Origin of the sequence: Bacillus sp. ES1-5 (genome assembly GCF_022487605.1) — a bacterium.
Lineage (GTDB): Bacteria > Bacillota > Bacilli > Bacillales > Bacillaceae_G > Bacillus_A > Bacillus_A wiedmannii.
This window is the reverse complement of record NZ_JAKVPU010000001.1, coordinates 225,393-252,201: the sequence shown is the minus strand read 5'-3', so window position 1 is coordinate 252,201 and position 26,809 is coordinate 225,393. Positions and strand designations below refer to the sequence as shown.

Genomic DNA, 26,809 nt, shown 5'->3' with positions numbered 1-26,809 from the left:
ATATAAATATATTCTCTTTATAAAGGAGCTTAAAATAGTGAATGTCCAGTTAAAGGTTGTTACGAGAGAGAATTGGGAAGATGCCTTAAAGCTAAAAGTTAAAGAAAATCAGACGAAATTTGTTCCATCTGTAGCAGTGTCACTTGCTAAAGTGTATATAAAACCAGATGGTGACAATGTGGAGTACATACCATTTGCGATATACGATGGCGATCTAATGGTTGGTTTTATTATGCATGCTGTTATAAGAGAAACAACTGATATGTATTGGATAAATGGATTTATTATCGATCAAAAGCAGCAAGGTAATGGTTATGGTAAAGCAGCATTACAAGAAAGTATTTACTTAATAAAAAATACATGTAAGACGTGTAAAGAAATAAGGTTAACAGTACATAAAGATAATATCTCTGCAAAGAAAATATATGAACGTTACGGTTTTCAACCATTGGGACATGAATATGATGGTGAGCAAGTATATCGTTTGTTCGTTTAAGTATTACGAAGTAAATATGTGAAATGACAGATGAAATTAAATAACTGGGAGGAATAGTAATTGAAAAATAAATTTCACCACATTGTACGAGGTGTTATGATAAAGGATAAAAAATTGTTAGTGGCTGAATATATTGGCCATCATTATTTTTTACCAGGTGGTCATGTTGAAGTTGGCGAGTCAGCTGAGAATGCATTAATAAGAGAACTAAGAGAAGAACTCGGAGTAAATTGTAGCATAAAACAATTTTTAGGCGTGATAGAAAACCAATGGCAAGACCATGAAGTTCTTCATCATGAAATCAATCACATTTTTGAAGTAGATTCGCAAGAGTTACATATTGATTTCATACCAAAATCTAAAGAATCTCATTTAGCGTTTCACTGGATAGATTATAATCAAGAGGCTTTACATACGTATAAAATCATGCCAGTACCTTCAGTTAAAGAGTTACTAGAAAGAAAATTAAGCGATGAACTACTAAACTGTTGGATTAGCAATTTTTAAACACCTCTATTAATAATAAATACGTCCACTGAAAGGAGATTAAGAAAATAGGCTAAAAAACAAGGTACATCACCTAGTGTAAGTTCATATTTTGTTGATGTACGCATTTAGTCTATATCCTTATTTCTACTTTGTTTGCAAAAATATATAAACTTTAACATTGGGACGGAATTTATTTTTATAAATGGAGGGTTTCGTAATGAATCAGTTTCAACAAGAACTACAATCATTGAACCTTAATGATTATCAAACTGGTAACGTTGTGTATTGGGATCAACTACAACAAAGTCAATATCCATACTACTATATTCAAGACGATGCACGTCGTTGCGGCGGATGCGGAGGTTGTGGTGGACGCTGTGGTGGATGTGGCGGCAGATGCGGTGGTTGTGCGGGACGTTGCGGCGGATGTGTAGGCTGTGCTGGATGTTTCAGTTGTTTTAACTGCTGGAACTGGTGGATCATTTAAGTATAGAAAGTTAAAGCTATTTTACTTGAAAGAAAGGTGTGAGAACTATTTTGCACTTTTTTTTCAAGCTGTAATTTTTATGCGTATTAAGGGGGATTTATTTGTATACATATGATAAGTTAATTTCTTGGGTAGAGAATATAAAAGAAAAAAATCATAGTTCTGGAACAGCACTTTGTATTATAAAAGATAACAAAATTGTACTAGAGCATTATAGTGGCTATCACTCAAATACATCGACTAATAAAAAAGTGACCGCATCTTCACAGTTCAATGTTGCTTCTGCTAGAAAAAGTTATTTAGGTTTAATGGTAGCATTTGCGCTTTACGAGGGGAAAATAAACTCTATTGATGATGAAGCGATACAGTATTTTAAAGACTTTGATTCTGTACTACTTGGTAAAACAACGATAAGACATTTAGTAACTCATTCGCACGGTTTAGGAGAAACGAATGACGGGACGATTTTTCGTGAATTTGAACCTGGACGTATAGAGATATTAATGTAAGAATGATAACACTTCTTATTTATCAACTATATAATAAAAGTTTTCCTGAATTGTTAAAGGAGCGTATATTTGATCTAGCTACCTTCAAAGAAACAGGTTGGAGAATTCAGGAAGATGCAAACTTAGTTAAAGTTGTTAATAATCCAAATGAAGACGCGATTAGTGAAATTGGTACGGTAGATGATGGTACTGAAAAAAATCTATTTGTATCAGCTAGAGAATTTGCGCAGTGGGGCAATCTTCATTTAAACCAAGGTATGATAAATGGTAAACAAATTGTTCCAAAAGAAGTGATAAAGATTGCGACAAGTTTGCAGAGTCCAACATTTGTAAATAAAGAACTACCACAAAACGGGTTGTTTTGGTTCGTTCAAAATGAACCTGCGCTTTCAAGTGAACTTGGTGAACGAGTTCCAAAAGGATCGTATCAAATATTAGGAATTACAGGACCGACTATATTAGTAATGCCTGAATATAATGTAGTTGTTGCGAAAATGTATAATAAAAGATATAACTACGGCGGTGATAATTATTTATATTATTTACGTGAATTTAGTAATTTAGTCGCTGATACATTTCGTAACAGTAATAGGGCATAATTACTCCTATAATGAAAAGGAGTGAGAACATTGAAAGATAAAATGAATAAAAACAAAAAGCAAAACATTAAAGATGTAAATACAGAACAAAATGCAATTTATAGCGATCCAAAAGACGCAGCTAATATGCAAACGGTACCGCAGCCGAAGGATTTTGATGAAATCGAATATTAATTTTTATCCATCCGACTATATGATGAATGAAAAATACATCTTAAGTCCCATCACATGACAGAAGTCTTTTGATATCATATATACATAAGCATTTGAAAATGTCTTATCTTAACAAAGCTTTCTTTAAGTAAATCTAATATAACCTACAAAAAGACACTTCATTATGGAGTGTCTTTTTGTGCACATGAACTGAATTACCATTTTCCGTACAGTATTTTGCAATTTATGATGGTTATACTAACTGTGAAAATTCATGTCAAGATAAAAGAAGGGGACAGTTAGTATGAAACAAACTTCTATTAATCCGCTACTAATTGTTCTAGGTACAATCATTGTTCAAATTGGCCTTGGGACAATTTATACATGGAGTTTATTTAATCAACCCCTTGTCAGTAAGTTTGGATGGAACCTCAATGCCGTTGCGATAACTTTCTCCATAACAAGCTTTTCCTTATCATTTTCAACCTTATTTGCAGGAAAGTTGCAGCAAAAGTTAGGACTTCGCAAACTCATCGCTACTGCAGGGATTGTTCTGGGACTCGGTTTAATACTTAGTTCACAAGTTTCTTCCTTACCATTACTATATTTATTAGCTGGTGTTGTTGTTGGTTATGCAGATGGGACTGCTTATATTACATCACTATCTAATTTAATTAAATGGTTTCCAAATCGAAAAGGGCTTATTTCTGGTATATCTGTTTCTGCATATGGAATGGGCAGCTTAATCTTTAGATATATAAACGGAAGTCTTATCGATAGTCTTGGTGTATCACAAGCATTTTTATATTGGGGGATTATCGTCCTACTTTTAGTATTAACCGGATCGTTCTTCTTACGTGAAGCAATCGTAAGTAACACCGCAACTGAGACTTTACACAATGACTATACACCTCGTGAAATGATGCGAACGAAACAAGTGTATCTCTTGTTTTTCATGTTATTTACATCGTGTATGGGGGGGCTATATTTAATCGGTATGGTAAAAGATATTGGGGTACAGCTCGTAGGACTTAGTGCTGCAACCGCCGCTAACGCCGTCGCAATGATTGCAATTTTTAATACAGTAGGTAGAATCGTTCTTGGAACATTATCAGATAAAATTGGCCGAATGAAAATTGTTTCTGCAACGTTTATAATAATTGGATTGTCAGTCTTTACTTTAAGTTTCATTCCACTTAATTACGGAATTTATTTCGCTTGTGTAGCAAGTGTCGCCTTTTGCTTTGGTGGTAATATCACAATCTTCCCAGCAATTGTTGGAGATTTCTTCGGATTAAAAAACCATAGTACAAATTATGGGATTGTATATCAAGGTTTTGGATTTGGTGCACTTGCAGGAGCATTCATCGGAGCACTACTTGGTGGATTTCAACCGACCTTTATTATAATTGGTGTTCTATCTGTTATCTCTTTCGTTATTTCAATATTAATTCGTCCACCAAAAGCAGAAAAGAAAAAAGAAACAAAACATTTATATCGGAAAGTAGCTTAATTCTGGAAAAGAGTCCTAATAAAGGGCTCTTTTTATATTACAAAATATTTGATTTCCCCTTTTTAATAAATGTGTAGGAAGAAAAGAGTTACTTAATTCAAAATGAAATGATTTGAAAAGTAATAAAGAGATTTATTGCTCAACGAACGAAGTAGCAGATTAGTAAAATATTCATATTGTTTTATAAAGGTACTGAAATCATGTTATAAAACTACATTAACCACCTTTGTTATTAGATATGTAATTCATTTGTATACCATTATTTTATTATAAAGGTAGTTGGCTTATATTGGTTACAACCATAATTTCTTCTTTTATCGCATTCACTTCAACAAATATTGATGACATTTTTATACTCCTTGTCTTATTTTCACAAGTAAAGACAAGAGTAATTAAGAAAGAAGGTAGAGCTGTCCGAGAAAAAACTAAGATGAAAGAACTTTATATTGTTATTGGACAATATTTAGGATTTAGTGTGATTACTTTTCTAAGTATCATCGGTTCTTTAAGCTCTTTTTTCATTCCAGTTTCGTGGATCGGATTATTAGGATTCGTACCAATTTATATGGGAGTGAAAGGAATATTGTCACTTCGTTCTTATAAAAGGAATGAAGTCATTGATAACGTTTCTGGTTCAATATTTAAAGTAGCTTGGATAACGTTAGCTAATGGGGCTGACAATATTTCAATTTATATACCAATGTTCGCTAGTCAAAATCTTAAAACTAATATTGTTACATTAGTTATCTTTTTTTGTATGATAGCAATATGGTGTTTTATTAGCTACACATTGTTAAGAGCTCCTATTTTAGCTAAAGTACTTGAGAGAAATTGTCATATTATCGTTCCAATAGTTCTAATTGGCTTAGGAATGTTCATTCTTTTTCGCAGTAATACAATTGAATTATTGTACTAATATGTTAAAACTAACGGAAGTTTTAATTAAAAAGAATCAAACGCTGTATAAAGCCGTACTACAGATAAAATGTAGTACGGCTTTTCTTTATTTTAGTGAAATGAAACAGTGCCCTACGACTATTAAGTTAGACAGGATATTACGATTATTAAATTGAATAGATACTTTAAAAGGAGTGTGATAATTAAAATGAAAATAGTAAAACAATGGGTCCAAGAAGATAGTGATTACATAAGAGAAAAAGTAATTGAATATAACCAAAAACATATTTCGGAAGAAGAGAAAAAGCCTTCAGAAAAAATTAGTTTTATCGTGAGAAATGAAAAGGAAAAAATTGTAGGTGGAATAACTGCAATTACATTTTGGCACCATGTTCATGTTGATTTCTTATGGGTTTCTGAAGAACAAAGACACGAAGGCTATGGAAGCAAGTTAATAAAACGTATTGAAGAATTCGCAATTGAAAAAGGGTGTAGGCTAATCAATTTAGATACTTTTAGCTTTCAGGCGCCTGATTTCTATAAAAAGCATGGATATAAAGTGATTGGAGTAAGTGAAGATCATCCGAAAGGACATAATCATTACTATTTAGAAAAACGTTTATAAAGTGTATATAGAATTAACGTTAGTATTTTGAATACAAATTTATCCTTTTGGAGTATGCATTTAAAGGAGAATCTTGAGTGAATTCATATTTAGAGTCACTTCTAAAGCAAGAAAAGGTCGAAGTGGAATATTAGTTACGGGAAACTAATTATTTATAGCGAATATATCTAAAATAGGCATCTAAATATTTGCATTCAGATGAAGGGGGAAATGTTATGAATTCATTTGTAAATGATAGATTTCATGAAACGAGAAAACATCTATTCGAGGAAATTATGATATTGGATGAGGCTCAATTCAATAGTAAGCCAGACAAGAATAAATGGAGTATAGCACAAGTATGTCATCACTTAGTTTTATTGGATAAAGTGGTCATAAAGGTTATTTCATCTGGCTTAAAAAAGATTGATAGTACCCTAAAAGAGCGTCGAGAAATCCGTTCTATATTACAAGATAGATCGATAAAATTTACAGCTCCAGAAATGATTGAACCAAGTTTAGAACCATTTGAAGTGCAGAAAATGATCGATATGTTAAACGAATCAAGAAAAGAATTGATGAGTTTCCTTAGTACAATAGAAGATGAATCTATATTAACGATTAAATCAGTGATGCATCCAGCTCTTGGAGAATTACTTCTTGATCAGTGGATAGAACTGATCTATTTGCATGAACAACGTCATATAGAACAAATCAAAGAGATAAAATTACTTTGTGAAATTGGGAAGTAAAAATCTTTGGTTGTTAATAAAAAATACAGCTCTCATATGTATACATTCCAAATTAATCTAAAGAAAGATTAATTTGGAATCCGATTTGTTGTATAAGTTTAACCTCGTCTCAAAATAAGAGCGGGGTTTTTATTAATTTTGGAGGTATTCTGGCATTTTTATTTAGTATTAATGTAATCAATTTTTATTCCAATACTTAGAGAACTTACTATTAAACCGAGTTAATGATAGAATAATAAACAGACAGAAAATTCCTTTTATTGAAAACAGAGGAGGTATGTATGAAAAAAGTAAATGTTACATATGCACTTTTATACGATAAAACAAACGAAAAAATCTTAATGGTAAAAAACAAAGGGAAAAATGGTTCTTATTACACGTTACCAGGTGGCGCAGTTAAAATTGGAGAAACGTTAGAAGAGGCAGTAATTCGGGAAGTGAAAGAAGAAACTGGGCTCCATATAACTGTAAACGGTATTTGTTCCATTAGCGAAGCTTTTTTCGAAGAGAGAGGTCATCATGCAATTTTCTTTAATTTTTTAGGTGAAATAATTGACGGAGAGACAAATATAACAAGGCCAAAAGAAATTGAAGAGATTACTTGGATGAAATTACATAGAGCAGCACCGCATTTACGTATACCAGAACACTTATTAAAGATATTACAAAGGAAAGAAACAGTACCTTACTTTTTTAACGGAACAATCGTTCATCAATCTTCATAACATTATCATTTCATGTAGGGTGGGGAAAAAATGGAGTTTATCGTTAATCATAAACATTTCACTCAAGCACTTTCAGAAGTAAGTAAAGCTGTATCTACTAAAGCTATAATACCTATATTATCTGGTATAAAAATAACTGCAGATCAATCTGGAATTACTTTAATCGCAAGTAATTCAAATATTTTCATTGAAAAATTCATCCCTAGTTCCAACGAAGACGACCAAATTACAACTATATTAAAAGCAGGAACTATTGTAGTACCTGCAAAATATTTCATTGAAATTATAAAAAAAATGCCAAGCGATGTATCAATAAAAAGTACGAATGAGCAAATAATTACGATACAGTCAGAAGAAATTACATTAAACTTAAATGGACTTCCAGCATATGAGTTTCCGAATGTACCACTTATAGACGATCATGCAAACATACAAGTAGAAACCGAACAATTGATTGAAGCATTTAAACAAACTGTCTTTGCAGTAGCTAAAAATGAATCTAGACCCGTTCTTACCGGTGTTCATATAGAGTTAGATCATAATAAATTAATTTGTGTAGCAACTGATTCACATAGACTTGCTATACGCGAAACGATAATATCTACAGATGTGAAAGCAAGTTGTATCGTACCAAGTGCAACTATTAGTGAACTTCTTAAATTATTGAGTAGTAATTCCGAATTTGTATACATCTATCTTTCAGAAAGTCACATTATTTTTACATTCGGTACAACTACATTATATTCAAGACTAATTGAAGGGAAATATCCTAGTATATCTAGTTTAATTCCAAATGACTTTCAAACAGTCATTAACATAGATAGAAAAAAGATTTTACAAGGTGTAGATCGATCAAACTTATTAGCAAGTGAATGGGCAAATAACAATGTCAACTTAGAAATCATAAACGAATCAACAATTAAAATTTCTTCTAATGCTTCTCAGATTGGAAAAATATCCGAGACACAACAGATAGATACGATTCAAGGTGAAAAACAATTAAATATATCTTTCGATGGACGATTTATGATGGATGCTTTAAAGGCAATAAAAGAAGAAACGGTTACTTTAAGTTTCAGCGGTTCTATGAGACCGATATTAATTGAAGCAGGGACACAATCTGCAGCAGTACATCTTATATCTCCAGTAAGAGCTTATTAATAACAAAGGAAGGAATCACATTATGTACAAGCACACTTTATGTTTTATAAAGAGAAATGAAGAGATACTTATGTTAAATAGAGAATATGACCCTGTAAAAGGATTATGGAACGGGGTAGGTGGAAAGATAGAAAAGGGAGAAACACCTTTAGAAAATGCGATTCGTGAAATAAAGGAAGAGACTAATATAGTAGTTAAGCATGACCAAATTCAATTTAAAGGCGTTATTACATGGGAGGATTCTTCATATTCTGGCGGTATGTATATTTATCTAGTAGAGCTACTTAATGAATTTACATATCAAACTCCCAAAAAAGTATCAGAAGGAATTTTAGATTGGAAAGAGATTTCTTGGATTCTAAGTGACTATAATTACGGCGTAGGAGAGATAATACCTAAATTTTTATCTGAAATACTCCACAATGAATTAATATTAGAACACAACTTTGTTTTATCTAATCATAAATTAATAGATTATAGGAATGCGGAATTGATTAAGCAGGATAGTTCTATAGATAAGATAGTTCAATTATAAAAAGCAGGAATTGTAATCTGTAATACGCAGCACAATCATTATAACCTAAATATAAAAGCCATAGATTATTCGAAGAGTAGCTAAGGAGAAAACTTATATGAGGATGAGTGTAATGAAGAAAATAATTATTTTACTCATAGCTGTAGTTCTAATTACTTTTGCTTTTTATCAATACAACAAAAAAGATAGTTTAGCAAAAAATGATAAGTTGTATGTAGAAGACTTTAAAGGTAAAAATGATTCAAACAAAATACAATCTGCTATTAATAAAGCAGAATCAAGTAAAATTAAAACAGTATTGCTTGAGGATAAGAAGTATAAAATCACGTCACCAATTATAGTGAAAAAAGGTGTAAAATTATTATTCGGTTATGGAACACAGTTTGTTGTTGAAGGTAATTTTAGAGTTCTAGAATTAGAAAAAAATGCATCTATCGAAGGAGCCTATATAGCTATAGATGATCCTACATTTAATTCTGAAGTTATATATTTAGACGGCAAAAATAAGTATTATAACACTTGGCACAAAACACAAATAAAAGATATAAATATTATCAATTGGACAGAAACGAATAAAGGTACCGGAATTTCTTTGTATTCTGGTGGGAAAGAAAATGAAATTTCATTTATTAACTTTGAAAGTATAAAAGTTGTAGGAATGGAAACTGGGCTAAAATTAGTAGCAAAGAAACCGCAATCTGGTTATGCTTGGATAAATGCCAACCGTTTTATAAACTTCTCACTTGAAGATTGTGTAAATATGATTTATATGGATAGTAATGTAACTACACCAAATGAAATTAGCGGTAATCAATTTACAAATCTACAAATACAGCCATCAAGTAAAACGAAAAATATATTAAGAGTAAGTGGACAGCATAACGAGTTCAATGGAATGGTGTGGGATTTACAGAAAATCAATCACGAAAACGAACTCATTGAACTAACTGATAAAAGTATGAATACGGTTATTAATATTACCTCTGTACAAACAAATAGGGTTTTAGATAGCGGTAAAGCAAATATAGTGAAATAAGGTTAAATACAGAAAAAGAGCGAATTCCTTATAATAGGGTTCGCTCTTTTTTATTTATAGTTAAATTTCTCTCCACCAAGCTGATGAAGGATAGTCTGTAGATTTCAACGTAATAGATTCACCAATTTGTGGCGTTGCAATATTAATTCCTAAACGCTTTGCTTCTTTTGTCACACGTTCAATAGGATCACTCCATTCATGTAATGATAATGTAAAAGCACCCCAATGAATCGGAAGAAGTAAATCTCCTTTCACGTCAATATGAGCTTGCACTGTCTCTTCTGGTAACATATGAATAGCAGACCATCTTGTATCGTATTGCCCACATTCCATTAAAGTAAGATCGAACGGACCGTACTTATCACCAATTTCCTTAAAGTGAGGAGCATAACCGCTATCACCACTAAAGAAAACTTTAGTCTCTTGACCAAGAATAAGCCATGAACACCATAACGAACAATCTCTATCTGCCATACTCCGTCCAGAGAAATGCCTTGCAGGTGCACAAACCAACTTTATATTATCAAACGCAATTTCGTCCCACCAATTATGTTCACTAATTTTACTAGGTGAAACACCCCATTTAATTAAATATTGCGCAACTCCAGTTGGAACATAAAAGTGCTTTGCACGATCTTTTAACTGCATAATACTCTTGTAATTCAGATGGTCATAGTGATTATGAGAAATGATAATCGCATCAATTTCTTGAAGATCTTCACGTTCTAAAGAAAAAGCACCACTATAACGTTTACTATTAAACAGAGGAAATGGGGAAGAGGCATCTCCAAACATCGGGTCTATTATTTTCGTTTATAGAACTTAGTAAATACATAGATTTTACAATGAATTTACTAGTAAGGGAGGGAATATGAAATTCTCACTAATAATAGTCTGGAGAATATATTACATACAGTTTATGAAGCTAAAATGATTTCGTCTGGAGATAATTCGCCATCTATAAAAATAAAAGGGACGAAACTTCAATATTTACTTGTAATGCTTCACCTTGGAATTGAGTCAAATGCTATAAAACCGATGCTAAATTGGACGAATGAGGAATTTGAAAAGCACGTTAATTCATTAGAAGTAGAGGGGCAATTGAAACAAACAGGAGGGAGGTATTATCCAACGTGTATGGTGATAACAGCTTGTGAAGGAAAAAAACTTTATAACCTTTGTGAACCACTAATTAAACCAACACTTAAGATCATCGAAAATTATTCAAGTCAAATTGAAGATATTTCAAAAAGAATCAATACGTTTAATCATTTATCTAAAGAATCGTATAGTCTTTTACTGTATAGTGGTGTGTTATTAGATTTTGGACAAATAAATTACATTGAAGAGAACTATTTCAAAAAGAAACGACCTTTAAGAAATAAGAAAAGATATTATTACGCTATTCAAGAACAAGAACTAACAGATAAAGAGGCTTTCGGGATGTATGGTAATACGTATTTAGATTTAGGAGAAGTTCAAATTGGTCTTTATGGAAATTCTCGATATTCAACATTAAATTTAATAACAGCAGATAACGAAACATTTGAAGAATATTTTAAAAACACTACTACTGATATTAATTATAAGAAAAAGCAATTAGTAAAAGGTTTCGTAGCAGCAGATAGACAAAAAGACTTACATTTAAACGTAGTTCACGAAAAATTAGGCTTATATCAAAATTCACAACCTGTTATCCCTGTATTTAAATCAACAGACTTATCTATACTTAACGAAATTGCGAACACAATCAGTAAAGATTTAGTCTTATTGTTTAATGAAAACGATAAACCTTTAAAAGAATACTTTGTGAGCAGCAGATACTCAAAAGAAATAACTTATGAAGAGTTTTTTATCTGGTGGTATCACTTTTTCTATACAAAAGTAACTGAAGAGTTAATAAAACAAGGTGTAATTATAACAAGCACACAAGAAAATCAAACGTACATAATCCATTAATAACTTTAAATTAAAGTGCTAATATACTTTTACAAATGTAGCAGCTGAATGGATAAATAATTATTAGTAAATAGAGGATAATCTGAAATTAAAATCTAATATAAAGAAAATAAGATATTTATAAGATATTTAAAGGAGAGAAGAATCTTGCAAAAGAAATTTATCAATCCAGAAACGATGCCCGCAACTTTTGGATACTCACATGTAGTCGACGTTAGTAACGCTAAACGAACAATTTACATATCTGGACAAGTAGCAATCAATACTGATGGTCAAATAGTTGGCCTGGGTGATTTAGCTACACAAACGCGACAAGTATTCGAAAATATTAAAAGTGCATTAGAAGCTTCGGAACTAACATTTAATGATGTAGTAAAATTAACATTTTTCTTAACAGATATTTCTCAGATGGCCATTGTTAGGGAGATTCGAGATTAATACATCGATACTAAGAATCCACCAGCAAGTTCAGCTGTAGAAGTTAGAAAGTTAATTAACGATAACTTATTAATTGAAGTCGAAGCGATCGCTGTAGCAAACTAATTTTAAAAACGTATTCGCAATCATATCAATACAATTCGTTTAAAATGAACACATTAAACGAATTGTATTTTTTATTATTTAAAATCTAATTTATATCCGAAAATATCATTATCAATAGCTAATAAAGCGAATAACTACACAATCAGTCACACATTACTAATGCGGTGGAAAAGGGGATCATAATAACTCTAACTAACACTTAATAAGTTTATTACTTTTTTACAGTTAACATAATATATATTATAGGTAGTTACAGAAACAAAGCAATCTCAGGTATCAAAAACCAAGTAAACTATACTTAATGAGACGAAACGGAGATTTTTAGTGAGATTTACATAAAATCGTATCTAAACGAATTTCTATAGTTTTTATCATTCTTTTTGTTATAAACCCATCACAGCAAATTAAAATCAATAATCCATTAAGATTTATCGAATCAAAAACATTTTTAATCGGCAAGAACTTTTTATACAGAAAAATTATTTCTATACGAAATATAAATTAGTAATTTTATTTTATGTTTTACTTAATGAATTTATTGCTATTTGCACACGTTTTACAACTTTACATGATTTGTTGTTATTTCTGTTATTTAGGCTTGACTTTCATTACACTCATTCTTTTTTATTCTAGTTAACATAATGTTTATTTTTAACATAAAAAAATCTTCCCTCACCTTCAGGAAGATTTTTTAGCTTGCTAGTATTTCATTTATATATTTTTAATAACAATCCCAATTGTAAATAACATTGGAAAAATCTAGATTTAATAAATCGTCTTTCTTTATAAAGAAATTAGCAACACCAGAATCTCCCCACATAATATTTAATGAATCGTCTGTATCAATTTGCAACAATAACATGTCATGTTGCTGGTATTTTTCTTCCCATTCCCTTGGATCTGTCTGTGTGAAAAATGGATAACCACCAATTTTATGCCCTTGATCTTTACATAAATCATCATACAGTTCGCCTAATTCCGTATTATTTTCTTCATCAACAATTTCTTCCCAATCAATTTCCGCACTAAACATCTTTTCAAATCGATAATCCCTTGATGTTACTGGTTGATAATCCAATTCAAACTTTAATTTCGCTGCTTCAGGTATGATAAAGTCCTCTAATTCTAAAGTGTTTAAATAACTAAAATCAGTAATAACCTTATTTAAATCTTCTATAACTGTAGAATGATAAATAATTCGAAAGTCTTTTTGGATTGTTGGATGATCAAAATCTGCTCCGTAAAGCTCATCATCAGCACTTACGAAAAACTGTAACAATCCCTTTTGAGGCATATATTCAACATGCGGCATTTCTTCAAAGTTTAGCTGTGCAAGTAACATCATAGGTTGTCCATTTGAATCTCTAGGATGCTCTTGATCTAAAGGTAAATACGGATAACCACCAAACTTACTTTCAAAAAGCGTTGTCTCTGCTTTCGCTCCAGACACTTTAATATACGGTTTCACACTATCTTCTAAAATACTACGATACTGCTCTAGTTCTTGCGGAATTTGAAGTTGATACGTATTCTTCATTACATTTGCCTCCCTTTCATAATGAATTGAAAATGCCTTACTTAATTATATAGCAAGAGATAGCTTCATTGAAAATTGTTAAAAGTCCGTTTTCATCCTCGTTTTTTGCGCACTTGGTGGACAAAGTAGATTATGTTCTAATACCTTTTTATTAATAGTTTGAATTAAATCAGCTGCTTCTGCAGTATTTGTATTTTCTTTTAGTCTCTCTTTTAAATCATCAATTTCTTTTGAAAGCTCAATCCACCTAGGTAAAACATGATTATTCTTTAACGTTCTATACAGTTGCTTTTCAGGATTGTAAGAAAGATCATTATCAAGATTAAGAGGTTTCCCTTTACCAGGTAAATTATCAAAAGACCCTTTCTTTTCTGCTTCTTTAACGATAGAACTAATATGATCCTCATATGTAAAGGACCAAACTTTCTCATCTTTTACTAATATCTCTTGCTTTTTTAGTTTTTTATCTAGTTCTTCTTGATTCATAGACTCTCTCTCCTTTTTATTTTAAAGTGTTGTTTTTGTAAGTTTTAATGCTTTCAACCCATCAAATAACTTTTCTCGCCACCAAACACCGTCATGTCCGCCTTGAAACTCTTCATAAGTAAATTTGGTACTATTTTTCTTTTAAAGCTTTATAAAGGCGCCTATTAGCCGTTAAAAGAGGTATGTATTCGAGTTCTCCTGCTGCAATGTAAAAATGAGTTTGAATTGTATTTGAATCTATAGTTGAAATTTTATTTTCAATCCAAGGAATTTCTTTTTCATATCCATCCTTTTTCCAATGAGCAGATCCAGACATTGACAACACGTTCCCGAAAATATGTGGATTTTGAACTGCTGCATAACAAGCTGCTAAGCCACCAAGACTGAATCCAGCAATTGTTGTATGGTTCGCTTCTTGATGTACACGATACCTAGCTTGAATCCACGGAAGTAGTTCCTCCGTTAAAAATGTATTCATTTTATCGTTATAAGTTAGCTCTTCTAGCCGATCAACTGGTTCTATAGCAATAGCAATACAAGATGGGATTTCTTTTTCGTAAATTAAATAATTGAGTGTTCTTGCGATTGAAAGGTTATTAATGAATGAATTCCCATCAAATACAATGAGAAGTTTTTGAAGATGTGAAGTGTGAGAATAATCATGAGGTGTATAAATATGAATTTTACGTGTGTTATTTAAAATCGTACTATAAAAAGAATATGTTTCAATTTTTCCGGATGGATAATGGTTTGAAGGAAAACGACTGCTATACTGCACTTCCATTCCTATCTTTAATACGGACGCTTTATTGGCACCTTCTCCAAATGTATTTCCATTAAATTGGTCTAGTTCGTACTGTTTACTACGCTTTATCCAATCATTTTCGAAAACATCGTTTACTGAAAAATAGTACGTTGAAATAAAACTCTTATCCGTCCTAAACGTTTCATACCAAATATCTGTCTGTAACAATCGTTTTAATTGATTTACAGACAGATCCCAACCAGGAAAACTACCGAATACATAAACATTTTCAGTTTTTTGGTCCCCTAACCATATATACGTTATAAGCTTATACTGATTATCTACAGGACATTGTTCAATTAGCGGCGTATGATTTGACTTTATTTCATGCAAAAAAGTATAAAAAGCTTTCTCGTTTCCATTCTTTAATTGATTATTAAGCTCCTCTAACTTAGGACTAATTATTGAAGTCACCCATCTTCCTCCTTTGTATTTCTTTCTTTTCACTAGATTGCTTTTATAAAATTTAGGATAAAGATGTTATGTATTTAGATGAGTTATTTATTAGAAAGTTTATTAATTGCCTGAATAGAAAGTTCCAGCGCATTTATCCGTCTCGTTAAAAGTGTTCTTTGCGGACTACCAACTTTAGACTTATCATAGGCCCTCTCGATTGATGGAAATAAACCAGCAAGGACATTACGAGCTTCTGCTAACTCTTCTTGACTATACTGGTGGCTTTCGTGATTCCATACGTTTTCTAGCACTGCTAACCCTACGCAAACAGCATTAAGTCGTTTTTTTACTAATGTAGTATTTGCGCCTTTTTGAGTCATCTGTAATAGTGCGTTTTCAAGTTTGCGAATTGTTGATTGTAAAGATTTTATTGATTCCAATTTATCTATATTTGATACGTTTTCCATGTTAATGTTGTCCCTTCTCACTTATTTTGTTTAATAAAATAAGTACTTGATTTCACTCGAAATATTTTAACATAAATAACTATATTCGAGTTAGACAATGAATTAAAGGAAAACGCCCACTAAACATCTATCCCTCCCTTACATCATTCTATATGTACTTCTTTCTGCACATTAAAATCCCTATATAAACAAGTTATAAACATTGTCTTTTTTATGAACAAAAAACGCACAAGCAGTGTAACTTGTACGTTTTTATTTTTATTCAGTAAGATAATACAGTAATAGTTTTCTAACCTTCTCATAATTTATGAAATCTCTATACAAAATGGGATACTTTATAATTTCTGTTTCTAGAAAGTGATATTGCGGAAACCATTCAAAAAACGATTTCCTTAACCACTTTATTTGCTGAAACGTAATGTTCTGTTCGTTTCCATTTAGTACAGAACTTAAAGTTGCTGTTGTATGCATCCAATAATAATTTAAATCAGCGCTTATACAATCATCTTCTGTAAACATATCTTGATATTCTTTTCGTATTTTTTGAATGTCACAATTCGGAAATGGTTTATATAGCGGACTATGCATTTTCTGCAATTCATTAAAAATAACCTTTTTACCTAATAGCAACTTTCCACCCTTTATTTCTCTATCCAATTTAATAATTTTTCATAATGATATTGAGCATCTGTATAGCCAAGATTATATAGATTGACGAGTTTTTCTTTATTTCTTTCTATTCCGCTTATAGGAAGCTGTACGCTAGGCTGAATGACATAAAAATTGTCTTTTTGTTCTATATGATTCATATAAGATATCGTCTCATTATAAAAACGATAATGTTCTACTAAAGACTCTGCGATATTCGGATATTTTCTATATAAAATTTTAGCCACTCCTGAAAATTTATTTCGCTGCTTCTCATATCCTTCTGGCTTTGTCATAATGACAACGTTCTTTTGATAACCATCAGTTTGTGCTTTTAGAACCGGTATAGGATCTATAATCCCTCCATCTAACAATTTTCGATTATCATATTCTACAGCAGGTGCTATAAACGGGACAGAGCTTGATGCACGAATGATTTTTAAAATATCATTTCCATGTTCTATTTTATTGTAATAAACTGCTTTTCCCGAATCGCAATCAGTCGTTCCTATGACAAACTGTTCACTTGAGTTTAAGAAAGTTTGAAAATCAAATGGAACAACTTTATTAGGGACTTCATCAAATAAAAAGTCCATTCCAAATAATTCACGTTTTCGAATCAAATTTCGATAAGATATATATCGGTGATCTGACACTAGCTCTGTATTTACTTTTTTATTTCTTCCTTTTTGACGTGATAAATAAGTTGCGCCCATACATGCACCAGCGGATACGCCAACTACATACGGAAAGAATAAGTTCTTTTCCATAAAATATTCGAGTACTCCTGCAGTATATAGACCTTTCATTCCTCCGCCCTCTAATACTAAACCGATATTTTTCATGCTATATCCCTCTGCTTCTTTTTTCTTACTTACATGTTAGCACAAGATTTTAAGATGAGGTTATATAAATGAATTGCAATAATAACCAGAAACTACTAAAGTAATGTCATAATTTCTTAGTAAATAGCATGGTACAATATAAGTAACACAATCCACAAATAACGGAGGAGGAATTTCCTATGGGTTTATTTAGCGGTATTTTAGGAAATGCATCAAATGCGAGTACAGAAAGTGTAGAACGTGATTTAGAGAAGATTATGTTAGACGATGAGAAAGTTGAACATGCTTATAAATTAATTCGTGATTTAATCGTATTTACAAATCGTCGTCTTATTTTAGTAGATAAACAAGGGATATCAGGTAAAAAAACAGAGTATCATTCGATCCCTTATAAAAGCATTACACAATTTAGCATTGAAACAGCTGGGCATTTTGATTTAGATGCTGAGCTTAAAATTTGGGTATCGAGTTTGAGTACGCCAATTACGAAAGAATTTAAAGGTGACGATAGTGTTTTAAGCATTCAAAAAGCGTTAGTAACATATACGACAAAATAACGTATTTTTGTATGTTTATTCATTATGGAAATTACTAACCCGAGTATTTTGGAAGAATATGCATCGTTTTTGTATATTTAATCTAAAATAACATAAAAAGGTAAAGCGTATTTCAAATGCTTTACCTTTCTTTTTTGTAATAAATAAGTGTAGTTTTATCATTTAATTTCTTTATTACTTCTGTTCTTCTATACCCCATCTTTTCGTATAGAAAACAATTTTTTTCTTCTTCTAAAATCGTAGCAAGTTCAAAGCTCCGTGTTTCTGGAAACATCTCTTCAATTAAAATAAGTACCTTCTGAGCGATTCCTTTCCCTTGATAGATTGGATGAATGAACATTGGACTAATCCAAAGTTTATAAGGTCTTTCTTTTGGGGATATACATATCGCTCCAACAAGGTTCGAATCTATTATCATCTTATAAAAGTTACTGCCAGGATTATTTATCCTTAAAATAGTTTTTTCAATAGATTCATTTGCTGGATTTGTTTCATAGTCTTTATATTTATTTAATAAAGGGCTAAATGAGTCTATTTGCATTTGAAATAATACTGCTGCATCATTTTCTGTCGCCTTCTCTAATGTAATCTCCATGTTACCAATTTAGTCGCTTTCTTAATGAAGTTATATGCGCTGTATGATGACGTCCATGCCATGCATATAGTCCAATTGCAGCAGCAAGTTTTGTTTCACCAGTATCTGGATGGTTAAATGTCTTTTCTAGATCTTGTAGTTCTAGAGAATATAAAAGGTTAACCCATCTTTTATGTAACGAATCTAACATTACTAGTGAAACGTCTACTGGTAATTTAGAATCAGGTAGTTCGGCCCACTTCTCTTCTTTATATGGTTTAATAGTTGGATTCTTTTCTGTTAGTGCTAATTTAAAGCGTATGTAGCTATTCATATGGCTATCAACAACGTGATGAACTACTTGACGAACCGTCCATCCGCCAACTCGATATGGTGTGTCTAACTGCTTCTGATCTAAATCTTTAATTGCTTTTGCTAGTTCATTAGGTAAATCTTCAATTTCTTGAATCCATGTATCAATCATTTCTTCAGTTATAGGACGTTTGTATGTAAATTGCCCAATTGGATAACGTAAATCATTCATGTATAAGTCCCCCTTATTATAAGCGCGAAGTATTTCTCCATATATAATGTACAAACTTCACATGTTCCCCGTTTAATTCTACAGAATTTGTATCTGCTTCGTCTTGATAAGAAGAAAACCCGCTTTTTTCTAATATAATTTGTGATGCGAGATTATTAGTAGTTGTTTTAGCATGAACTTCCGTGATTTCATTATTTTTCGCTATGTCTAAAACTAATTTTACAGCTGCTGTTGCAACCCCTTTTTTAGTAAACTTTTCTCCGACTCGATACCCTAATGAACTGCTTCGAGTTTCCGTATCTATATCTACTAAATTTATTCGTCCTACAATTTCTTTTTCTTCATTACGAATTAAATAAAAATAAGAATCTCCATCCGCTTGTTCTATTAATAAATCTTCTAGTAGTTTTTGAAAATATTCAAAATTAAAATATTGCGAGCCACGATTTGGTACCATTGTTTCAAAAAAAGATTTATTCGTAAGTTCAAACGTAAATAAATCTTTAGCATCGTGTTTCTTTAATTGTTCTATGTATATTTTCATCTCAACTACTCCTTCTATATCTATTAACTGTTATATATTCTTTTTTAATCAACTATTTTCCTTCTATTTCTTTCGCTTCAGTAATACAGCAAGTAGCACTTTCGGATGAAATAGGTGAAATGGATTACGAATTAAATTCATCACTCTTACTAATCGAATATAAACGTCAGAGTCAGTTGCAGATAGTTGATATATTTGTTTCGTATACCATAGCTGAAATTTTTGCTTTATCGTTAATTCTCTTTTTAGCTGAGGATGACGTGATATTTCCGTTGTAGTCATTTCCCAAGGGGTTTGTATGATATGAGCAGTCTCTTTATAAAACTGCTTTGTAAATACTTTATCAAGCTTTTGTTTCCTTTGTAAAAGTAACTGCAATTGGTGAGCTTCCATAGCCGCAACTGAAACTCCCTGACCAAAAACGGGATCAAATCGACAATGTGCATCCCCAACTACTAACAATCTTTCGGGTAGTTGATTCACTAAATCAAATCGCCTACGTACTTGATATGGAATTTTGTACGTTTTGATATTTGAAATTGCCTCAGCTTTGTTTAGAAAATCTGTCACATTAGAAATTGATAGGTTTTCAGCAAAATTATAAAATTCATCATCTGTTTGTGGTGCTTTCTCATTTGCATATCCGCTGAAAGTAACAAAATAACGATTATCCTCAATCGTTTGAATAAGTACGCCATACGGATTGTCAGGGAAGCTTGGAGACATTAGCATATTACAGCAGTCTAATTTCTCATTTTCTTTAAGTTTAAACATTCTAGTTGCGTAAAATAAATCAATACGCACTTTCTCTTCTAGCACTTCAATATTGTATTCACGTAACCAAGCTATACATTTTGAACCGAATCCACTCGCATCAACAACAATATCTGCTTGAATGTCTTCTTGTGTGCCAGTCTCTAAACATTTAGTTTTTACTGCACATACTTTGTTAAGCTTCCTATCTACTAATAACCCTTCAACTAATGTTCCAAATTTAATAGTAATATTTGAAATTTGATGTATTCGTTTTTGAATATGCCATTCAAGCAAATGCCTACTTTGTTGAATCATATGTACTTCTCCTGTGAATGGTTGTTTCCATAAACCAAATTGATGCCATTTTAAGTCACGAGTAAAGTTATTTATGATACTACCCGCTTCAATTAATTCATTAGTGCTATTAGGAAACAATTCCTCAATTGCTTTTTCTCCACCTTTTAATAACACATGAGGATGATTACTTTGTGGAACTCTTTTTCTCGAAGCTTTTCCATCCCATCTTTCACCAGCTTCTATAATGAGTACTTCTTTAAAAGTAGATGATAATGCTTTTGCTGCGAGTTTTCCTGCTATACTTCCGCCGATAACGATAGCCTTATTAAACATATTTTCCCCCTTAATGAAAAAAGATCCTGCTTTGTATGAATGAAACAGGATCTAAATGAAGAATTACGAAATTAAAACACATGAGTAAATTGCAACGTTAAAATTAAAATGCCTAATCCCCATACGTAATACGCGAATACTTTTAAGGAGTGACATTTTAAATATTGAATCATCCATGAAACGGCTATATAACCAAAAAACGCTGCTGATAATGTGCCGACGATTAAAGATGTACTAGAAATAGATTCTGTTTTCCCTTGATAAACATCTGCTAATTGCAAAATGATAGCTCCGACAATGGCTGGCGTTGATAATAAAAAAGAAAAGTAAGCAGCAGTTTCGCGGTCTAACTTCCTCCATAATGCAGCAACGATTGTCATACCAGAACGAGAAATTGCTGGAAAAATAGCAGCAGCTTGAAATGAACCGATGATAAATGCATCTTTATATGTAATGTCCTCCATTTTTTTACGATCATTTCTTTGTTTATCAGCTATATATAGAAAGAAGCCTGTCACTAAAAACTCCCATCCAATCGTAATGCCTGTTTTTGAAATATCCTCAAAAAAGTCTTTAAATAACAATCCAATTACAACTGCGGGTATCATCCCAACAATAAGTAGTAACATGAGTTTTGAAAATGGATTTTTAATTAAATATATAAATTCTTTTTTGTAATAAATTAACACTGCAAGCAAAGTTCCAATGTGCAGCATCGTATCTAAAAACAATCCTGCTTCATCTAATTGAAACAAATGTCTTCCTAAATAAAGATGCCCTGTACTACTTATCGGTAAAAATTCTGTTAAACCTTGTATGATCCCTAATATAAAAGCTTCTAACCAATTCATGATAGTCCCCTTTCTCGTTTGCTTGTACCAATATATGAAGGTTAAATTTTCGATATGAAAAAAACTATATTTCTCTATGAATTTACTTTCAATTTATGGATATATATGTAAAAAGAGATCAGGAGGGTTACTATGTGGCAACATACGAAATTAGGAAATATATTACTGTGGGTAGGACCCATTCTTGTGTTTGTTGGATTATGTATGACAAATGTTATTTCTGATATTCCTTTCTTTGAAGGAAAACATAAAACGATTGGAATTGTACTTATTTGTATAGGTGTGTGCTGTTTTATTGTTGCGAATCATTTGAAAAAAGGAGAAAAATATGAGGACTAAATTTAAATAAAAAAAACAATCCCAGTATATGTGCTAGGATTGTTTTTTTTATTACTTATTTATAGAACACTTTATCAACGTTATATTTTGCTTTATATTCATTAATAATGTATGTTTCGTAAATTTCTCTTTCTGTTGGATCTTCTACGATACATGCATCAATGCGGTATACTTCATCACGGTGATTTTTAATTGGCGAAACATTGTCTTCAAAATGCTTTTTAATACGTTGTCTAATTTTACGAGCTTTACCTACGAAAAGAAGTTCGTCATTAATATTGTAAAACATAAAAATGCCGCCTTTATCTCTAGGCAACAAGTGGAAATCGATAAAGCCATTGATTGGAGTAATGATTGGCTCGTCTCCTTTAAAAACTTGTTTACGTTCAGTAATTGAAACATTAGCTTCAGGGATATTAATTTTAATCAAGTTCATTCACGTCCTCTTTTATTATAAAGATAAATAATAGCATACATATGTAAGAAAAGCTACGTTCAGAGGCATATTTCATTTTATAATTCAAATATTATAGGAGTATCATGTAAACTCTTCTTCCAAATCATATGATCACTTGATTCTCCCCAATAATCCTTCAATACATAACTAGGCTCTCCAAACTTCTTCGTCCATATACTTTGTGCTTTTTTGTATCCACTATCTAAACAGTATTCTGTTATTCCTCTGCTAAGTAACGTAATATACATTGCATTAAGTAATAACTTACTTATGCCATTTCGTTGATATTCAGGTAGAACAAATACTGTTCCTATTTCATATAAATCTTTAAGTACACCACCTGTACAACTATGAATCAATGTACTCGCTGGACCGATTTCAATTGTTCCAATGATTTTATCGTAACTTGTATCAATTGCTAATAAAAAGTAACGATTTTCTCCATTACTCTCCAAATCATTTTTCAAATACTGTTTTTTCGTATGTATTTCATTTTCTATGTCATCTAATAATTGTGATAACCCTTCATTTTTAAATGTATGAGTAATAACAAGACGAAAAAACAAATTGAGTTCATCTAAATCATCCGAATTTGGCCTTCTTATTTTAACGTTATACACGACTTAAATCTCCAATCTTTGAAAATATATAAGAAATTGTTAAGACCATACTTTATATACTCTATTCAACATTATTCTACAAAGGCCTGCATTGATCCAACAATATAGAAAGCTCAGTATAAATATCGATAAAATAACTTTTATATCTAAAGTTGTAAGAACAGTAGGACCTAATACAGGGAATCGAAAGACATCAAGTACAATCATAATACCTATAAGTAGACATATTGCTGAAAAGGAAACAATCCAAATCCTCCTCTTGAATTGCATAAAAGATACTCCTAGCGCTATACCTAATAAACCTGTAGTAAAAGGAAAGACAATTAATTCACTTGGCTCAATAATAAATAATAGAAGAATAGTAAGAATATAAGAAAGTATTCCCGCACGAATAGAATAACGAATAGAATAACAAATAGCGAAAAATATAGGCAGCGTTGCAAAAGGACTAATAAATAAGCCGATACCAGGGATTAAGTTCCCGGCAGATTGAAAAATAGCAGCAAGTGAACCGAGTAACGCTGTAATGACTAACCTCTTTGCTGGCGTCCTCTTTCTTCTATGAACAAAATTCGTATCATGCGCGATTATTGGTTGATACCAATAGTTTCTAAAGTGATTCATCAAAATCCCCCTAAAAATATTTAATTTATCACTTTCTATTTTTATTCATACACTTATTGTTTATTTGTTACCTTCTAAAAGGAATCAATCATTATACAATAAACGATTATATAAAAAATGTATCTGAAAGTTTTTATCCTATCAAGGAACGATTTCAAAAATAGTACCTTTGTTAAAATCCGTTACTTTCATAGAACCATAGACCCCTAAATATAATCTAGTTTGATCTAAATTTGCTCCTAAACTCATATAATAAGCTGCTTGCGTACCAAAATCATAATCGATTTCCATAACATGAAAGTCATTATGTTTACCATGCGTACCAGCTCTAGAATAAACTAAAGCACCCTTTACTGAAGACTGCGATTTTTCTTTCTTAGCAAGGTCAGTAAATACGACGCTACCTGTTAAAATGGGGATTGTAGTCCCCATATATGGTTGAACTCCTGTAAGTGAAGTTCCTCCAAACTTATCCGGTCTGGAATCTTTATGATAATAACTAATTAGAGGTTGAATACGATTTGTAGATGTTACTATTGTTTCATTATAATAAGCCATTATCCTCTCATCCAAAGTAGGATTCTCAGAACAGTGCCTTATAAATGAAGTAGGTAATTCTCCTTCCCACCCTCTCCAACCGAAATTAATCAATCCATATTGATCGGGAGTATCTCTCATTAAATGGGTTTGAACAAGTTCGGTAACTGGTATTGGTGTATATTGAACAAAAGAAAAAATAGACTCTACAATATCCTGCCCCACATTTCCGGCATATTTAATATATTGATTATAAAACCTTTGAAATGAAATACCTGTTATATTACGAACGCCTTTTGCCATTACTGTAAGAGTTTCTTGAATAGATAGAGGAAGTTCATTAAAACGTGTAACGACTGGAGGATTGTTTATGAATGTATTTTTACTTACATCGATTTCAATTATTTTACCTGCTACTTCTAAATCATCCTGGCTTAAATTAAATGGATCATAGCCCGAACCGCCATCTCCATTTGTAAAAACAAGTTTTCCTGTCTCTGGTGAAAAGTTTAAACTATTTACGCCGTTATGATTAAAAAATGGTCTTCTTATATTAAGTAAAGTTCTTTGTTTTTGAGGTTGGCCGTGTGATTGTAAAATCCATTCTTCCACTGTATCAATATGATCATATTGAGTATCTCTATTTATCCACTTTAAGTTTAAAGTTTTCGGGTCACAAGGATTCGGTTTAAATTGTTCTGAAAGCGCACCAGGTCCTTGAGTCCCGGCCATAGAATAATGAAGATAAAATAAGCCGTTATGATTAAATTGTGGATGGAACGCTAGTCCGAGCAACCCGCGTTCATCATAACCGCTACTAGAAACACCTTCTTCAAATGTGCCTAATGTAATAATTAGGTGACGAATATTTAAAAACGTCTTTATATCTCCGTCTCCTATGTAAAAAATCTCTCCTAATTGGGTTGCAATAAATAGCCTGTCAGCCGATTCACCAGGAAGCATAGCTGTTTTTATTACAGTTGGTAAATTTAAGTTATGAACGATGGGCCGTAAACGAACCTTAACTTTTGTCAATTCACTGTACACCCCTTTTTAATAGAATAGTATGATTAGAGAAGACTTATTAGTATTAAATAACTATAATTCCTTTTTATTACAATTCTGTATATGATATAATTATAAATAAACTAGGGGGACTCATTATGACACTCTTACTACAAATCATCGTACCACTTATTTGTGCAATATACTTATTTACCCTCTATCGTAATACGACTATGGGAAAAGCTGCATTTCTTTTGGCGGTCATTATAGGAATTTTCGGTTTAGAAAATATTTTTCAATATGCTAGTTTAACAGATCATGCTGTTTATCCATATTGGAGAAGTTTGAAGGCTGTAATCTTTATTTTATCAGTGGTGTTTTTATTCAAAAGAACCCCCACTCCATATAACAATTAACTGTAAGGGAAATCGATAGCATTTCGGAGAAAAACTACGTTTAGCAAATTCTGACAAGAAAAAGCAGTTTTTCCCCGTTATGAGTAAACATGTCTATGAACAATAAATTTGTTCTTTGAAAATGAAGAGCCGACATCAAAAAACTGCATTATTAATGTAGAATAGTGATGTCGGCTCTTTATTCATATTTATTTACAGCTTATTTTTGGGAGGAGATTATGCAATGAGAGCACAATATCAAGTATTGATATTTCCTTATATTATAACTGACGATTCTATTCAATATGCTATTTTTAACCGAAGTGATTATGGTTATTGGCAAGGAATAGCTGGTGGTGGAGAAGATGGTGAGACTCTTATTGAATCAGCAAAACGGGAAGCTTTTGAAGAGGCTGGTATTTTAAGAGAATATCCCTATATAAAATTAGATTCTGTATCTTCACTACCTGTAGAGGATGTAGTCGGAGGGTTTCTTTGGGGAGAAGATGTTTATGTAATAAAAGAATTTTCTTTTGGAGTTAAAGTTCCTACAACAAATATTTCCTTATCCAAAGAACACCTCAATTATAAATGGTTATGCTTTGAGGAAGCAGTAACGCTTTTGAAATGGGATAGTAACAAAACAGCATTGTGGGAATTAAACAAAAGGTTATTAAAACAATTAAAGTATTAACTAACAAAATTAGCTTTAAATAAAAAAGATTAGGAGCGAA

General features: G+C 31.7%; 30 protein-coding genes and 5 pseudogenes. 19 read left to right on the top strand and 16 right to left on the bottom strand.

Annotated elements, in window-relative coordinates; all coding sequences use genetic code 11:
* Positions 1–37: 37 nt before the first annotated feature.
* The 13 genes and pseudogenes from MKO96_RS01405 to MKO96_RS01345 all read left to right on the top strand — a co-directional run bounded on the left by MKO96_RS01405 (position 38) and on the right by MKO96_RS01345 (position 9,956).
* Entirely contained in the window at positions 38–496 is a 459-nt protein-coding gene (locus tag MKO96_RS01405) for a GNAT family N-acetyltransferase (protein ID WP_240586402.1), read from the top strand.
* A gap of 60 nt (positions 497–556) precedes the next feature.
* On the top strand, positions 557–1,003 hold the full coding sequence (locus MKO96_RS01400) for an NUDIX domain-containing protein (protein WP_240586401.1): 447 nt from the start codon (positions 557–559) through the stop codon (positions 1,001–1,003).
* A gap of 199 nt (positions 1,004–1,202) precedes the next feature.
* Positions 1,203–1,472: a heterocycloanthracin/sonorensin family bacteriocin gene (locus MKO96_RS01395; RefSeq protein WP_140386770.1), complete on the top strand. Its 270-nt coding sequence runs from the start codon at positions 1,203–1,205 to the stop codon at positions 1,470–1,472.
* Between the two features lie 101 nt (positions 1,473–1,573).
* Positions 1,574–2,580: pseudogene (locus MKO96_RS01390) on the top strand (serine hydrolase domain-containing protein).
* A 30-nt stretch (positions 2,581–2,610) separates the two neighbouring features.
* A complete protein-coding gene (locus MKO96_RS01385; RefSeq protein ID WP_000653369.1) occupies positions 2,611–2,754 on the top strand; it encodes a hypothetical protein in 144 nt (47 codons plus the stop codon).
* A 283-nt stretch (positions 2,755–3,037) separates the two neighbouring features.
* Positions 3,038–4,246 carry an L-lactate MFS transporter gene (locus MKO96_RS01380; RefSeq protein ID WP_087980571.1) on the top strand — a complete coding sequence of 403 codons (1,209 nt, stop codon included), beginning with the start codon at positions 3,038–3,040 and terminating at the stop codon, positions 4,244–4,246.
* Positions 4,247–4,535: 289 nt separating this feature from the next.
* Complete coding sequence (locus MKO96_RS01375; protein ID WP_240586400.1) at positions 4,536–5,162, top strand: cadmium resistance transporter; 627 nt, start codon at positions 4,536–4,538, stop codon at positions 5,160–5,162.
* 189 nt (positions 5,163–5,351) lie between these two features.
* The gene (locus tag MKO96_RS01370; RefSeq protein WP_087980572.1) at positions 5,352–5,768 is read left to right on the top strand and encodes a GNAT family N-acetyltransferase; all 417 of its coding nucleotides are present in this window, start codon (positions 5,352–5,354) and stop codon (positions 5,766–5,768) included.
* Between the two features lie 215 nt (positions 5,769–5,983).
* Positions 5,984–6,499: a DinB family protein gene (locus MKO96_RS01365; protein WP_087980573.1), complete on the top strand. Its 516-nt coding sequence runs from the start codon at positions 5,984–5,986 to the stop codon at positions 6,497–6,499.
* 281 nt (positions 6,500–6,780) lie between these two features.
* Positions 6,781–7,224 (top strand): NUDIX hydrolase, encoded by a 444-nt coding sequence (locus MKO96_RS01360; protein ID WP_240586399.1) that lies wholly within the window; start codon positions 6,781–6,783, stop codon positions 7,222–7,224.
* A 30-nt stretch (positions 7,225–7,254) separates the two neighbouring features.
* On the top strand, positions 7,255–8,385 hold the full coding sequence (gene dnaN, locus MKO96_RS01355; protein ID WP_087980575.1) for a DNA polymerase III subunit beta: 1,131 nt from the start codon (positions 7,255–7,257) through the stop codon (positions 8,383–8,385).
* A 22-nt stretch (positions 8,386–8,407) separates the two neighbouring features.
* Positions 8,408–8,920 (top strand): NUDIX hydrolase, encoded by a 513-nt coding sequence (locus MKO96_RS01350; RefSeq protein WP_240586398.1) that lies wholly within the window; start codon positions 8,408–8,410, stop codon positions 8,918–8,920.
* A 97-nt stretch (positions 8,921–9,017) separates the two neighbouring features.
* Positions 9,018–9,956 (top strand): hypothetical protein, encoded by a 939-nt coding sequence (locus MKO96_RS01345; RefSeq protein ID WP_240586397.1) that lies wholly within the window; start codon positions 9,018–9,020, stop codon positions 9,954–9,956.
* A gap of 60 nt (positions 9,957–10,016) precedes the next feature.
* Here the strand turns inward: MKO96_RS01345 and MKO96_RS01340 are convergent.
* A pseudogene (locus tag MKO96_RS01340) lies at positions 10,017–10,763 on the bottom strand (MBL fold metallo-hydrolase); the annotation flags it as partial.
* A gap of 69 nt (positions 10,764–10,832) precedes the next feature.
* Between MKO96_RS01340 and MKO96_RS01335 the strand changes: the two are divergent.
* Positions 10,833–11,915 (top strand): hypothetical protein, encoded by a 1,083-nt coding sequence (locus tag MKO96_RS01335; protein ID WP_240587368.1) that lies wholly within the window; start codon positions 10,833–10,835, stop codon positions 11,913–11,915.
* Between the two features lie 147 nt (positions 11,916–12,062).
* Positions 12,063–12,458 (top strand): annotated as a pseudogene (locus MKO96_RS01330) (RidA family protein).
* Positions 12,459–13,179: 721 nt separating this feature from the next.
* Here the strand turns inward: MKO96_RS01330 and MKO96_RS01325 are convergent.
* The 6 genes and pseudogenes from MKO96_RS01325 to MKO96_RS01300 form a co-directional block, all read right to left on the bottom strand.
* Entirely contained in the window at positions 13,180–13,995 is an 816-nt protein-coding gene (locus tag MKO96_RS01325) for a YwqG family protein (protein ID WP_240586396.1), read from the bottom strand.
* Between the two features lie 78 nt (positions 13,996–14,073).
* Positions 14,074–14,481: a DnaJ family domain-containing protein gene (locus MKO96_RS01320; RefSeq protein ID WP_240586395.1), complete on the bottom strand. Its 408-nt coding sequence runs from the start codon at positions 14,479–14,481 to the stop codon at positions 14,074–14,076.
* 21 nt (positions 14,482–14,502) lie between these two features.
* Positions 14,503–15,700 (bottom strand): annotated as a pseudogene (locus tag MKO96_RS01315) (alpha/beta hydrolase).
* Between the two features lie 83 nt (positions 15,701–15,783).
* Positions 15,784–16,149, bottom strand: coding sequence for a hypothetical protein (locus MKO96_RS01310; protein ID WP_240586394.1), 366 nt, complete (start codon positions 16,147–16,149; stop codon positions 15,784–15,786).
* A gap of 258 nt (positions 16,150–16,407) precedes the next feature.
* Entirely contained in the window at positions 16,408–16,779 is a 372-nt protein-coding gene (locus tag MKO96_RS01305) for a YxiJ-like family protein (RefSeq protein ID WP_240586393.1), read from the bottom strand.
* 11 nt (positions 16,780–16,790) lie between these two features.
* Positions 16,791–17,642 carry a patatin-like phospholipase family protein gene (locus MKO96_RS01300; RefSeq protein WP_240586392.1) on the bottom strand — a complete coding sequence of 284 codons (852 nt, stop codon included), beginning with the start codon at positions 17,640–17,642 and terminating at the stop codon, positions 16,791–16,793.
* 179 nt (positions 17,643–17,821) lie between these two features.
* Between MKO96_RS01300 and MKO96_RS01295 the strand changes: the two genes are divergently transcribed.
* Positions 17,822–18,199 (top strand): PH domain-containing protein, encoded by a 378-nt coding sequence (locus MKO96_RS01295; RefSeq protein WP_000522465.1) that lies wholly within the window; start codon positions 17,822–17,824, stop codon positions 18,197–18,199.
* 121 nt (positions 18,200–18,320) lie between these two features.
* Here MKO96_RS01295 and MKO96_RS01290 read toward each other — a convergent pair.
* From MKO96_RS01290 to MKO96_RS01270, 5 genes and pseudogenes are all read right to left on the bottom strand, one after another.
* Positions 18,321–18,794: pseudogene (locus MKO96_RS01290) on the bottom strand (GNAT family N-acetyltransferase); the annotation flags it as partial.
* Position 18,795: 1 nt separating this feature from the next.
* The gene (locus MKO96_RS01285) at positions 18,796–19,317 is read right to left on the bottom strand and encodes a YfiT family bacillithiol transferase (RefSeq protein ID WP_000999066.1); all 522 of its coding nucleotides are present in this window, start codon (positions 19,315–19,317) and stop codon (positions 18,796–18,798) included.
* 16 nt (positions 19,318–19,333) lie between these two features.
* Entirely contained in the window at positions 19,334–19,861 is a 528-nt protein-coding gene (locus MKO96_RS01280) for a GNAT family N-acetyltransferase (RefSeq protein ID WP_240586391.1), read from the bottom strand.
* Positions 19,862–19,924: 63 nt separating this feature from the next.
* Complete coding sequence (locus MKO96_RS01275) at positions 19,925–21,247, bottom strand: FAD-dependent oxidoreductase (RefSeq protein WP_240586390.1); 1,323 nt, start codon at positions 21,245–21,247, stop codon at positions 19,925–19,927.
* 71 nt (positions 21,248–21,318) lie between these two features.
* Positions 21,319–22,098 carry an undecaprenyl-diphosphate phosphatase gene (locus tag MKO96_RS01270; RefSeq protein WP_240586389.1) on the bottom strand — a complete coding sequence of 260 codons (780 nt, stop codon included), beginning with the start codon at positions 22,096–22,098 and terminating at the stop codon, positions 21,319–21,321.
* A gap of 132 nt (positions 22,099–22,230) precedes the next feature.
* Here MKO96_RS01270 and MKO96_RS01265 point away from each other — a divergent pair, with 132 nt between their 5' ends.
* The gene (locus tag MKO96_RS01265; protein WP_240586388.1) at positions 22,231–22,437 is read left to right on the top strand and encodes a hypothetical protein; all 207 of its coding nucleotides are present in this window, start codon (positions 22,231–22,233) and stop codon (positions 22,435–22,437) included.
* Between the two features lie 55 nt (positions 22,438–22,492).
* Here MKO96_RS01265 and MKO96_RS01260 read toward each other — a convergent pair whose 3' ends face one another.
* The 4 genes from MKO96_RS01260 to MKO96_RS01245 form a co-directional block, all read right to left on the bottom strand.
* Positions 22,493–22,873 (bottom strand): nucleotide excision repair endonuclease, encoded by a 381-nt coding sequence (locus MKO96_RS01260; protein ID WP_240586387.1) that lies wholly within the window; start codon positions 22,871–22,873, stop codon positions 22,493–22,495.
* A 77-nt stretch (positions 22,874–22,950) separates the two neighbouring features.
* A complete protein-coding gene (locus MKO96_RS01255) occupies positions 22,951–23,514 on the bottom strand; it encodes a GNAT family N-acetyltransferase (protein WP_087980589.1) in 564 nt (187 codons plus the stop codon).
* A 39-nt stretch (positions 23,515–23,553) separates the two neighbouring features.
* The gene (locus tag MKO96_RS01250) at positions 23,554–24,138 is read right to left on the bottom strand and encodes a YybS family protein (RefSeq protein WP_240586386.1); all 585 of its coding nucleotides are present in this window, start codon (positions 24,136–24,138) and stop codon (positions 23,554–23,556) included.
* A gap of 141 nt (positions 24,139–24,279) precedes the next feature.
* Positions 24,280–25,710, bottom strand: a complete 1,431-nt coding sequence (locus MKO96_RS01245; RefSeq protein ID WP_240586385.1) for a PQQ-dependent sugar dehydrogenase — start codon at positions 25,708–25,710, stop codon at positions 24,280–24,282.
* A gap of 128 nt (positions 25,711–25,838) precedes the next feature.
* On the opposite strand from MKO96_RS01245, the gene MKO96_RS01240 reads away from it, so the two are divergent.
* Both MKO96_RS01240 and MKO96_RS01235 read left to right on the top strand, forming a co-directional pair.
* Positions 25,839–26,096 (top strand): hypothetical protein, encoded by a 258-nt coding sequence (locus tag MKO96_RS01240; RefSeq protein ID WP_240586384.1) that lies wholly within the window; start codon positions 25,839–25,841, stop codon positions 26,094–26,096.
* 223 nt (positions 26,097–26,319) lie between these two features.
* Positions 26,320–26,769 carry an NUDIX hydrolase gene (locus tag MKO96_RS01235; protein WP_240586383.1) on the top strand — a complete coding sequence of 150 codons (450 nt, stop codon included), beginning with the start codon at positions 26,320–26,322 and terminating at the stop codon, positions 26,767–26,769.
* Positions 26,770–26,809: the final 40 nt, after the last annotated feature.

Excerpts from the sequence above, each read along its gene's own strand:
- MKO96_RS01395 (WP_140386770.1), top strand. The coding sequence starts at position 1,203 with ATGAATCAGTTTCAACAAGAACTACAATCATTGAACCTTAATGATTAT.
- MKO96_RS01380 (WP_087980571.1), top strand. The coding sequence starts at position 3,038 with ATGAAACAAACTTCTATTAATCCGCTACTAATTGTTCTAGGTACAATC.
- MKO96_RS01370 (WP_087980572.1), top strand. The coding sequence starts at position 5,352 with ATGAAAATAGTAAAACAATGGGTCCAAGAAGATAGTGATTACATAAGA.
- MKO96_RS01365 (WP_087980573.1), top strand. The coding sequence starts at position 5,984 with ATGAATTCATTTGTAAATGATAGATTTCATGAAACGAGAAAACATCTA.
- MKO96_RS01360 (WP_240586399.1), top strand. The coding sequence starts at position 6,781 with ATGAAAAAAGTAAATGTTACATATGCACTTTTATACGATAAAACAAAC.
- dnaN (WP_087980575.1), top strand. The coding sequence starts at position 7,255 with ATGGAGTTTATCGTTAATCATAAACATTTCACTCAAGCACTTTCAGAA.
- MKO96_RS01350 (WP_240586398.1), top strand. The coding sequence starts at position 8,408 with ATGTACAAGCACACTTTATGTTTTATAAAGAGAAATGAAGAGATACTT.
- MKO96_RS01345 (WP_240586397.1), top strand. The coding sequence starts at position 9,018 with ATGAGGATGAGTGTAATGAAGAAAATAATTATTTTACTCATAGCTGTA.
- MKO96_RS01325 (WP_240586396.1), bottom strand. The coding sequence starts at position 13,995 with ATGAAGAATACGTATCAACTTCAAATTCCGCAAGAACTAGAGCAGTAT.
- MKO96_RS01320 (WP_240586395.1), bottom strand. The coding sequence starts at position 14,481 with ATGAATCAAGAAGAACTAGATAAAAAACTAAAAAAGCAAGAGATATTA.
- MKO96_RS01310 (WP_240586394.1), bottom strand. The coding sequence starts at position 16,149 with ATGGAAAACGTATCAAATATAGATAAATTGGAATCAATAAAATCTTTA.
- MKO96_RS01300 (WP_240586392.1), bottom strand. The coding sequence starts at position 17,642 with ATGAAAAATATCGGTTTAGTATTAGAGGGCGGAGGAATGAAAGGTCTA.
- MKO96_RS01295 (WP_000522465.1), top strand. The coding sequence starts at position 17,822 with ATGGGTTTATTTAGCGGTATTTTAGGAAATGCATCAAATGCGAGTACA.
- MKO96_RS01285 (WP_000999066.1), bottom strand. The coding sequence starts at position 19,317 with ATGAATGATTTACGTTATCCAATTGGGCAATTTACATACAAACGTCCT.
- MKO96_RS01280 (WP_240586391.1), bottom strand. The coding sequence starts at position 19,861 with ATGAAAATATACATAGAACAATTAAAGAAACACGATGCTAAAGATTTA.
- MKO96_RS01275 (WP_240586390.1), bottom strand. The coding sequence starts at position 21,247 with ATGTTTAATAAGGCTATCGTTATCGGCGGAAGTATAGCAGGAAAACTC.
- MKO96_RS01270 (WP_240586389.1), bottom strand. The coding sequence starts at position 22,098 with ATGAATTGGTTAGAAGCTTTTATATTAGGGATCATACAAGGTTTAACA.
- MKO96_RS01265 (WP_240586388.1), top strand. The coding sequence starts at position 22,231 with ATGTGGCAACATACGAAATTAGGAAATATATTACTGTGGGTAGGACCC.
- MKO96_RS01260 (WP_240586387.1), bottom strand. The coding sequence starts at position 22,873 with ATGAACTTGATTAAAATTAATATCCCTGAAGCTAATGTTTCAATTACT.
- MKO96_RS01250 (WP_240586386.1), bottom strand. The coding sequence starts at position 24,138 with ATGAATCACTTTAGAAACTATTGGTATCAACCAATAATCGCGCATGAT.
- MKO96_RS01240 (WP_240586384.1), top strand. The coding sequence starts at position 25,839 with ATGACACTCTTACTACAAATCATCGTACCACTTATTTGTGCAATATAC.
- MKO96_RS01235 (WP_240586383.1), top strand. The coding sequence starts at position 26,320 with ATGAGAGCACAATATCAAGTATTGATATTTCCTTATATTATAACTGAC.